This is a genomic window from Spirillospora sp. NPDC052242, from assembly GCF_040679555.1.
Lineage (GTDB): Bacteria > Actinomycetota > Actinomycetes > Streptosporangiales > Streptosporangiaceae > Spirillospora.
Genome location: NZ_JBFAUZ010000042.1, coordinates 75,082 through 83,873, shown reverse-complemented (window position 1 = coordinate 83,873; position 8,792 = coordinate 75,082). Strand labels below are relative to the sequence as shown.

9 protein-coding genes are annotated in these 8,792 nt (G+C 68.9%); 5 read left to right on the top strand and 4 right to left on the bottom strand.

The genetic code is table 11. The features are described from left to right. The first annotated feature begins 537 nt into the window (after positions 1-537). The 4 genes from AB0L25_RS29845 (at position 538) to AB0L25_RS29830 (ending at position 3,617) form a co-directional block, all read left to right on the top strand. The gene (locus AB0L25_RS29845; protein ID WP_500176052.1) at positions 538-1,317 is read left to right on the top strand and encodes an SDR family NAD(P)-dependent oxidoreductase; all 780 of its coding nucleotides are present in this window, start codon (positions 538-540) and stop codon (positions 1,315-1,317) included. Further along, the gene (locus tag AB0L25_RS29840; RefSeq protein WP_500176051.1) at positions 1,317-2,054 is read left to right on the top strand and encodes an enoyl-CoA hydratase-related protein; all 738 of its coding nucleotides are present in this window, start codon (positions 1,317-1,319) and stop codon (positions 2,052-2,054) included. The genes AB0L25_RS29845 and AB0L25_RS29840 overlap by 1 nt, the downstream gene beginning before the upstream one ends. Positions 2,055-2,141: 87 nt before the next feature. Next, positions 2,142-3,083 (top strand): NmrA family NAD(P)-binding protein, encoded by a 942-nt coding sequence (locus AB0L25_RS29835; RefSeq protein ID WP_500176050.1) that lies wholly within the window; start codon positions 2,142-2,144, stop codon positions 3,081-3,083. Positions 3,084-3,110: 27 nt separating this feature from the next. Beyond that, on the top strand, positions 3,111-3,617 hold the full coding sequence (locus AB0L25_RS29830; protein ID WP_500176049.1) for a MarR family winged helix-turn-helix transcriptional regulator: 507 nt from the start codon (positions 3,111-3,113) through the stop codon (positions 3,615-3,617). A gap of 217 nt (positions 3,618-3,834) precedes the next feature. Here AB0L25_RS29830 and AB0L25_RS29825 read toward each other — a convergent pair whose 3' ends face one another. From AB0L25_RS29825 to AB0L25_RS29810, 4 genes are all read right to left on the bottom strand, one after another. After that, positions 3,835-4,962 carry a serine hydrolase domain-containing protein gene (locus tag AB0L25_RS29825; RefSeq protein WP_500176048.1) on the bottom strand — a complete coding sequence of 376 codons (1,128 nt, stop codon included), beginning with the start codon at positions 4,960-4,962 and terminating at the stop codon, positions 3,835-3,837. A 53-nt stretch (positions 4,963-5,015) separates the two neighbouring features. Then, complete coding sequence (locus AB0L25_RS29820) at positions 5,016-6,167, bottom strand: acyl-CoA dehydrogenase family protein (RefSeq protein ID WP_500176047.1); 1,152 nt, start codon at positions 6,165-6,167, stop codon at positions 5,016-5,018. A gap of 108 nt (positions 6,168-6,275) precedes the next feature. Beyond that, complete coding sequence (locus AB0L25_RS29815; protein WP_500176046.1) at positions 6,276-7,184, bottom strand: SDR family oxidoreductase; 909 nt, start codon at positions 7,182-7,184, stop codon at positions 6,276-6,278. Positions 7,185-7,208: 24 nt separating this feature from the next. After that, on the bottom strand, positions 7,209-7,772 hold the full coding sequence (locus AB0L25_RS29810) for a nuclear transport factor 2 family protein (RefSeq protein WP_500176045.1): 564 nt from the start codon (positions 7,770-7,772) through the stop codon (positions 7,209-7,211). Between the two features lie 220 nt (positions 7,773-7,992). Here AB0L25_RS29810 and AB0L25_RS29805 point away from each other — a divergent pair, with 220 nt between their 5' ends. Then, on the top strand, positions 7,993-8,724 hold the full coding sequence (locus AB0L25_RS29805; RefSeq protein WP_500176044.1) for a FadR/GntR family transcriptional regulator: 732 nt from the start codon (positions 7,993-7,995) through the stop codon (positions 8,722-8,724). Positions 8,725-8,792: the final 68 nt, after the last annotated feature.

The following is an 8,792-nucleotide window of genomic DNA, read 5'->3' as shown; positions in this document are numbered from 1 at the left end:
ATGGCGGTCTTGTACAGGAACAGCACCCGCCGCCCCGCGAGCGCCAGCGTGACCGCCAGTCCGGCGAGCCCGATGATCAACGTGATCCAGTACACCGTTCCGTCCTTCCACGGCAGGAACGCCGCCCACCGACACACAGCTCAAGAAGACTAAGTCAAATAATATAACTCATTCGAACCGACCGGCGAGATCAGTCGAGCCCCCTTCCACCCCAACACCGCCCTGGCGAGTCCAAGGACTCGCCGGCAAGGACGGCCGGCGCAGGGATGGTCGGGTTGTGGCGCCCATGACGCCGTGCGCACCCCGGATGGAGGGCGCGGGGCACCCCCGGACAGTCCACGACACCCCGCCGCACTTGCGAAACAAGCAAATTAGATTACTCTTTGTACCGTATAAATCCGAGCCGATACCTCCGCCATCGCACCGACGCAGGTGGGATCTCGGCATCCGGTCGGCACGAGGCGGGACGATCCGCACACGTGCGTCCGGCGCGGCCAAGAGGCTCGCCGCCGTGACGTCTCGACGAGAAGGCACATCGTGACCACAGCGCATCCCCTCGATCTCACGGGCCATGTCGCCCTCGTCACCGGCGGCAACTCCGGCGTGGGGCTCGGCATGGCCGAAGGGCTGGCCCGTGCCGGCGCCGACGTCTGCATCTGGGGCAGGAACACCGAGAAGAACAAGGCCGCGATCGAACGGCTCGCCGCACACGGCACCCGGGTCGCCGCCTACGAGATCGATGTCACCGAGGAGCCCGCCGTCATCGCCGGTTTCGCCCAGACGGTCGAGGAGTTCTCGCGTCTCGACTCCTGCTTCGCCAACGCGGCGTTGGCCAACTCGATGACCAACCCGCGTTACCTCGACTCCACGCTCCAGCAGTGGCGCGACCTGATGCGGATCGACCTGGACGGCACCTACCTCACCACGCGAGAGGCCGCACGCACGATGGTGGAGCTCGGCAACGGCGGCAGCATCGTGCTGACCTCGAGCATCGCCGCGCTCTTCGGCGCTCCGCGCGAGCAGGCGTACGCCACCGCGAAGTCCGGACTGCTGGCATTGTCCCGCTCGCTGGCCGTCGAGTTCGGCCGATACGGCATCAGGGCCAACGCGGTACTGCCCGGCTGGACCCGGTCACCCGTGTTCGACGGCTGGCTCGAGAACCCGGCGGTCAGCGACAAGGTGATGGCGCGGATCCCGCTCCGGCGATGGGGCACCCCCGAAGACTGGGCGGGGGTGGCCATCTACCTCGCCAGCCCCGCCTCCTCGTTCCACACCGGCGACTGCCTGCGCCTCGACGGCGGATACGGAGTCTTCTGATGACAGGAACAACGCCCCGATCCGACGAGCTCGTGGTCGAGCTGTCCGACGGCATACTGACCTTGACCCTCAACAGGCCGGAGGCGCGCAATGCCCTGTCGCCCGGCTTGACGACGGCCCTCGATGCGGCGCTGACCCGCTTCGAGGAGGACGGCGACGCGAAGGTCGCGGTCATCACCGGCACCGGCCGCGCGTTCTGCGCCGGACTCGACCTCAAGGTCTTCGCCGCGGCCGACGCCGACAGGCGTCCGGTCGGTGAGCTCATCCGTCGCTTCGGCCGCCTGTCCAAGCCGATCGTCGGCGCGATCAACGGACCGACGATCGCGGGCGGCCTCGAAATCGCCCTGAGCTGTGACTTTCTGATCGGCAGTCCACAGGCGATGTTCGCCGACACGCACGTCAAGATCGGCGCGTTTCCCGGTGGTGGGACGACGGCCCGGCTGGGGCGCGCGGTGGGGATCCGTACGGCGAAGGCCATGAGCCTGGGCGGCCTGCGGCTCGACGCGCGGGCCGCCCTGCGGGCGGGCCTGTTGAGCGAGATCGTCGAGCACGACGAACTCGGGTCCAGGGCCCGCGCACTCGCGACTCATATCGCCACGGCCAGGCAGGAGCTCGTAGAGGTCGTTCGGAGGCTCTACGACCAGAACGCGGGCCGATCCCTCGACGACGCCCTGGCCGTCGAGGCGGGCGAACTCGAACGCTGGCGTGCGCACCAGCGGCTCACCTGGAGCATCTGACACCGTCTCGGGTATCTCGCGTACCTCATGGCACGCGGGCTCACGGTGGACGCCATCACACAAGATCGGCATGGGGGAGGGAACGGCATGGACCGTGAACGCCGCGGCAGCGGCATTCGGGTGCTCGTCACAGGAGCCACGGGGATGCAAGGCGGAGCGACCGCCCGCGCACTGCGCCGGGCGGGCGTGGAGGTGTCCGCGCTCGTCCGTACGCCCGAAGCCGAGTCGGCCCGCGCGCTCGCCGGAGAGGACGTCGCCCTGGCGGTCGGCGATCTGGAGGATCCCGCCTCGCTCAAGGCCGCGTGCGCGGGTCACACGGCCGTCTTCTCCGTCCAGCCCGCCCCGTTCGCGGACCGCGACTCCGAGCGACGGCAGGCACGCAACCTGATCGAGGCCGCCCGGGAAGCCGGCGTGGACCACTTCGTGCACGCCTCCGTGTCCGGCACCGGGTGGCGGGCCCTGCATCCGGACGTCGACCCAGGTGGGACACGCAGCTACTGGGACAGCAAAGAGGCCGTGGAGCAGATGGTCCGCGATGCCGGTTTCGGCACTTACACGATCTTCAAACCGGCGTTCTACATGGACAACTTCGTGGCGCCCAAGGTCGACTTCATGTTCCCGGACCTCGCGGCGGGCGAGCTCCTCGCCGCCGACGGCGCGCGGACCGAACTCGCGCTTATCGCCTCCGCCGACATCGGTGCCGCGACGACCGCGGCGGTCACCGATCGCCGTCGCTTCGCCGGAGCCGAGATCGAACTCGCCGGCGACGTGCTCACTTTCGCTGAGATCGGCCAGGTCATCGCCAAGGCCGCCGACCGTCCGGTGTCCACGTCGTTCCCGTCGGTCGATGAGGTCGACGCTCGCATGGGCAAGAGGTCGTGGGCGTCCACCCAGGCCTGGCTCGCCACAGTGGGCTACCCCGCCCGCCCCGCGCACGCGGCCGGCTACGGCCTCAAACTGACGACGTTCGAGCGCTGGGCGGATCAACACCGAGGTCAGTTGCGCGCTGTTATCGGGCCTCGCCCTTAACACACCGACCACGACGCAATTCCACTTATGAATCACGCCAAACCAGACGGCTCCGAAGCCGACGGTGGCCGGAGAGACGCGGCCACGCGCGATGTCGAGTACGAACAGATGCTGCTCAACCGTTACGCGACGAGCCACCATCGGACGCGTGCCCTTGAGCGGAGCGCATATGTGATGCTCAGTTGCATACTCGTCCAGGGTCCGATGTCGATCGGGCAGTTGGGCGACGCCCTGGGGCTGGACCCCTCCACTCTCAACCGGCAGACGGCCGCTGCCGTGCACGCAGGGCTGCTGGAACGTATTCCAGACCCTTTCGGCGGAGTAGCCCGCAAATTCTGTGTCACCGACACCGGGGTGCGAGCGGTCGAGCGGGAACGGTTCGCCGTCCTGCAGAGCCTCGAGAAGCTCTTGGTCGACTGGAGCACCGAGGACATCTCGGCCTTCGCGTCTTACTTGAGACGCGTCAACGTCGACATCGAACGCCTCACCGGACGCCTGCGGCCAGGCCGCACGGGCCTTCAAGAAGGCCCGTAACGGCAAGGGAAGCCGCACATTGCCGTATAAGGTCAAAAGATCGAGACCGAGACCCGGTGTGCTGAAGCGGGACCGCAGCGGTGTCGAACGACTCGATCAATGCCGGCGGTGATGGCTCGTTCAGGGCATCGGCGGACGCCCTCTCGCGCCTGCTCCTTTGATCGCGACGATGTCCTTGTGGCGGTGAAGATTTACCGCCACCCCGTTACTCGTTCGGTCAGCAGAGATCCGCCGCGAGGTCGGCGACGCCGGCCAGCAAGGCCGTCCCCCACGATGTCTGGTCATAGCCGGACAACGGGTAGCCATTGCAGAGCCAGGCGAAGGACAGCCCGCTCTCCGGGTCCATGAAGGCGAGCTGATACGCGGCACCGCTGTTGCCATAGAGGGCGGCCGAACCGGTGGAGGGAAGATTGCTGCCCGCGTCCGGCCCGGCCACCGTGACGAACAGGCCCATCCCGGTGCGCTTCTCGCCGCCGCCATAGAGTTCGTCGCCCGCGGGCCGCTCGGCGAACCGCATCCTTCTCCCCTCGGCGACCGCCTCGGGCTTCCAGAGGCGGCCGCGCTCCATGGCCTGGAAGAAGAGCGCGACGTCCGCCGCGTTCCCCACCAGCGCATGGCTGGGTTCACCCGCGGCCAGCACCTCGGGATTGGACAGATACCAGGGCCCCCAGGGATCCACCTGGTCCTCGTCGCTCTTGCGGTCCGTCGCGATCATCGGCGCCACGGTCTCCGCCTGGCGCTCGACCGGCACCCCGAGTTCGAGGCTGCTCAACCCGAGCGGCTCGGTGATCCGCTCCCGCAGGTAACGCGCGAAGGGCAGTCCCGTCCGCCGCTCGACGATCTCGCCGATCAGCCAGGCGGCCGAGGTGAGGTGGAACTGGAAGCGCGTCCCCGGCCGGTAGTCCAACCGCCACTTGCCGAACGCCGCCAGGCGTTCCCGCCGGTCGCACATCTTGGGATGGCCGAGCGGAGCGAAGGGGAACCCGGCGGTGTGGGTGAGCACGTGCTCCACCGTCACCGCTTCCTTGCCGTTGGTCCCGAACTCCGGAATGATCTCCGCGACCCGCTCGTCCAGGCGAAGCAGCCCCTCGCCCAGGAGCTTCCAGACCACGCCGGCCACCACCGAGCGTCCGACCGACTGCAGGATGTACCTGGTGTCCGGATCGGCCTCGCCCACGGTCTCGTAGGCGAGGAGACGGCCGTCCTTGGCCACGGCCACCTGGGCCGACGGCAGCGGTCCGTCCTCGACCGCCAGCCTCACCCGGCACAGCAGCACCTCCAGCTTGCCGGGGTCCACTCCCGCCGCCCCCGCGTCGGCGACCGTCCGGTCGATCACATCCCCCATGGGTCCTCCTCACTGGTCACCTGCGAACCGGCGTTCGCCGGAGTGCGCCGCCCTCAGTAGCTGCGCAGCCCCATGCTGCGCGCGATGCCGTTGCGCTGGATCTGGCTGGTGCCGCCCGAGATCGTCGCGACGATCGACTCCCGGTAGCGGAAGCTCATGACGCTTTCGGTCGAGAATCCGTGCCCGGCGCAGACCTGCATGCCCAGCCGCGCGGCGGCCACGTAGGTCTCCGAGCCCTTGAGCTTCGCCATGGAACCCTCACGGGTGCACGGCTTCCCCTGCGCCAGCAGCCAGGCCGCCCGGTAGGCGAGCAGGCGCGCCGAGTCGATCTCCGTCTGCAGGTCCGCCATGGCATGGGCGAGGGACTGGAAATTGCCGATCGGGCGGCCGAAGGCGTGCCTGTCACGGGCGAACGCCAGCATCTCGTCCAGGGTCGCCTGCGCGGCGCCCAGGTAGCCGCCGGTGATGATGACCTTCTCCAGCTCGATGTTGGAGAGCATCACCTTCCAGCCCTCGTCCTGGGGGCCCACCAGGCTCTCCTTCGGGACGACGACGTCGTTGAGGAACACCTCGTTCGTGCCCAGGATGTGCCGTGCCAGCGTCGGCGTCCGCCGCACCTCGACGCCGTCGGTGGACGGGTCGATGAGCAGCAGGCTGAGTCCGCCGTGCTTCGGTTCACGAGGGCCGGTGCGCACGTAGGTCGCGATCGTGGTGTCGGGCAGGCCGGCGCCCGTGCACCAGGCCTTCTGCCCGTTCACCAGATAGTGGTCGCCCCGGTCCTCGGCCTGCGTGCGCAGGGCCGCGGCGTCCGACCCGCTGTCCGGCTCGCTCAACCCGACCGCGAGACGGTGCCGCCCCGTCATGACGCGCTCCCGGATGAAGGTCCGCTGCGCCTCGGTGCCCCATCGGAACACCGTGAGGCCGGGGATGAGCACGCCGATGTAGCACATCGCGACGTCGAAGCTCGCCCGGCCGAGCTCCTCGGCGATGACGATCAGCTCGACGGGCCCACCGCCCTCTCCCCCGTCGTCCTCCCCGAACGGCAACGCGAACCAGCCGAGTCCGGCCATCCCCGCGAAGAGCTCGGGAGGGACGGTGGACTGCTCGTCCCACTCCTTGGCACGTTCCGCCGGGCACACGTCCGCGACGAACTGCCGTGCCGTCGCGCGCAGCATCTCCTGCTCATCTGTCAGAGCGAAGTCCACCTGACTCCCCCACCCATCGGCGATATGGATTATTTAGTTAGATTATTTACGAATTTTGACACCGATGCAAGCCGAGGGGCGGGGTCCGCCGGGGCGACATGGCTCACCTCACGGCCGTTCGCCCATCCCGTCGGCGTTGGCCGCCGCCTTCGCCACGAGATCGGGGACGACGTCGGTGAGAGCCGCGGGATCCCATCGCTCGGCGGCGTCCGCGGCGGGCCCGTTGACCCATCCCTCCAGAACGGTGATCCGGTTGCCCATGGCGCCGAAGACCCTGCCCGTCACGGCTTTGGAGGCGGCGGACCCGAGCCAGACGACCAGCGGCGAGATCGCTTCGGGGGACAGGTCCGAGGTCTCCGCCGCCTGCTTCATCATCTCGATGTCCTCGGTGAGCCGGGTCATCGCCGTCGGCGCCACCGCGTTCACCGTCACGCCGTACCGCCCGAGTTCGGCCGCCGCGATGATCGTCATGCTCGCGATGCCCGCTTTGGCCGCGCCGTAGTTCGTCTGCCCGACACTGCCGAACAGTCCCGAGGGCGAGGAGGTGTTGATGACGCGGCCGTCCACCGGCCGGCCGGCCTTCACCTGCTCGCGCCAGTACGCGGCGGCATGATGGAGGGTCGCGAAGGTGCCCTTCAGATGGACGGCGATCACCGCGTCCCAGTCGCGCTCGGTCATCGAGACGAGCATGCGGTCCCGGAGAATGCCCGCGTTGTTCACGAGCACGTCGAGACCGCCGAACTCCTCCACGGCCTGCTTCACCAGACGCCCGGCTCCGTCCCAGGTCGAGATGTCGTCGGTGTTGGCGACGGCGGTTCCCCCCGCGGCGACGATCTCGTCGACCACGGCCTGCGCCGGTCCGCCGGACGCACCGTCACCGTCGCGGCCGGAGCCGAGATCGTTGACGACGACCTTGGCGCCCTGCGCGGCGAACGCCAGCGCGTGCGCCCGCCCCAGACCGTTGCCGGCGCCGGTGATGACGACCACGCGTCCCTCGCACAGCCTGCTCTCGGACATGTTCAAGCTCCTCACCTGCTTTGTTCACGGACGGCCCGTCAGCCCTGCGGCCGGCGGATCGTCCTGCCAGAAGTTCGCCCACGACGGGAAGTACGCGGGCAGGGCGGGGGTCGGGGCCCCCTCCCAAGATCCGAAATCCACGGCTTGCGGCCGCTCCGTCACGTCCGCGGCGTACCAGTGCTTCTCGCGGCGACGGGAGAAGAACCATTCGCCGTCAATGCGGACGTAGTCGTCGAAGTAACAGATCGACATCACGATCCACCGCTCCCCCACCTCGTGCTCGGCGCGGCAGTACACCTTGCCGGTGGCGTGGTCGCGGTCGATGAATTCGATGCGGTGACCGCAGATCTGATGGGTCGACCGATAGAACCCCCGAACGAGGGGCTCGATGTATCCGCGCAGAGCCTCGCGGCCGACGCCGTGCCGTCCCATGTCGACATCCGGCCGGAAGCACCCGACCCATGCGTCCAGGTCACGCGCGTCGACCGCGATCGCGTAGCGGACGGGCAGCTGCCCGATGGCCAGATGGGATTCGACCCGGTCGAGCCGTTCGATCAGTGCGTCTCGACCTGGCGCTGGCGAGGACAAGGCGATTGCCTCCCTGGGTGAACGCTGTTACCGACATGGATCGCCGATCGCTTATTGGGCGCACTGGTAGTCTTGTTTGAGCTTGGCGTAATCATCTGACTGAAAGTCATGTCTTGCGGAGGTGTGGGCGTTGGCAGAGGTGGCGCGTTCGATGACTGGACCGGTGCCGGTTCCCGCCGGTGGGCCGGGGGCGGGCGCGCGGGGACGCGTGGGACGCCAGGTGCGCGTGCCCAAGACGGCGGAGTTGGTGGCGGGAGCACTGCGCAGGCAGATCGTGCGGGGCGAGCTGGCGGAGGGTGACGCGCTGCCGTCGGAAACCGCGTTGATGGAGGAGTTCGGTGTCTCCCGGCCGACACTGCGGGAGGCGTTCCGGGTACTGGAGTCGGAGTCGCTGATCACCGTGCGCCGCGGGGTGCACGGCGGTGCGCGGGTGAGCGCACCGGACCCCGAGGTGGCGGCACGGTACGCCGGTTTGATCTTGGAGTACAAGAACACGACGCTGGGGGACGTGTTCCGGGCGAGCGCGATCATCGAGCCGGCATGCGTACGGGCCCTGGCGGAGCGGCCTTCGCAGGCCGTGGTGCAGCGACTGCGGGAGGCCGTCGAGGCCGAGAAGGCGGTGCTCGACGACCCCGACGCCCTCGTGGCGGCGCAGGACCGGTTCCACTCGCTGGTCGTCGAGCTGACCGGCAACCAGACACTGATCCTGCTCTCGGGCATGCTGCGCTACATCGTGGACCGGGCCAACGCCGCGCACGTCGCCGCGGAGGGTGACAACCCGGAGCACACGGCGCAGGCCCGCAAGGGGCATCGCGCCCATGTGCGGCTGGTGAACCTCATCGAGGCGGGCAAGGCCGAGGACGCGGTGAAGCTGTGGCACCGGCACATCACCGCCGCCGATGACGTGGTCAACGCCGCCGGCCCCAAGGCGCTGCTGGAAGTGCTGGACTGACGCGCCCGGACCCTCCTCGGTGAGCGCGGACCGCACGGTCCGCGCCGCCCCGCCCTCCCGGGGGGCGG